The sequence below is a fragment of the Microterricola pindariensis genome, from assembly GCF_002936985.1.
GTDB lineage: Bacteria > Actinomycetota > Actinomycetes > Actinomycetales > Microbacteriaceae > Microterricola > Microterricola pindariensis.
Window position 1 is genome coordinate 1 of the sequence record NZ_MPZN01000138.1, and the last position, 520, is coordinate 520.

The 520-nt window shown below is 70.4% G+C and carries 2 pseudogenes; both read right to left on the bottom strand.

Annotation, left to right across the window (positions count from 1 at the left end):
* Nucleotides 1-190: pseudogene (locus GY24_RS17950) on the bottom strand (IMP dehydrogenase); the annotation flags it as partial.
* 52 nt (nt 191-242) lie between these two features.
* A pseudogene (locus GY24_RS18295) lies at nt 243-341 on the bottom strand (family 78 glycoside hydrolase catalytic domain); the annotation flags it as partial.
* Between the last annotated feature and the right edge of the window lie 179 nt (nt 342-520).

Sequence of the window (520 nt, forward strand, 5' to 3'; positions counted from 1 at the left end):
TGACACCGCGTCGGACGGTCACCGTCTTGCCGGCCTCCACCCGGCCCATCCGGGCGGCGTGGTGGCCGGTGAGGTACACGTCGGAGAGCGTGAGCAGTGCCGGGTAGAGCGCCTCGTCGACGCGGCCGGGCACCTTCACCAGCGATCCGTCGGCGAGGGGCACGCGCACCGCCTCGGCCGGCGCGGGCCCCGCGGTGATCACCGGCGTCGACGGCCCCCTCGTCGGCCGGGTCGAAGTCGCCCGGCCAGCCGCTCACCTCGGCGTAGCGGAATCCGTGAAAGGTGAACTCGGGCTGCCACTCCTTTCGGCGCGGTTCTTGTGCGCAGTTGTTCGGCGCAATTGTTCGGCGCGGTTGTTCAGCGCAGTTGTTCTGCGCGGTGTCTCAGCTCACCACGGTGGCGCTGGAGTGATCGGCGGACACGTGCAGGAGCATCTTGTCGGGGCTGATGTCGATGCCGACCTCGGCCTCGGCTACGAGACCGCGCCGTGGTGGCTGGGCGGCAGTTGCCGAAGCCGAAC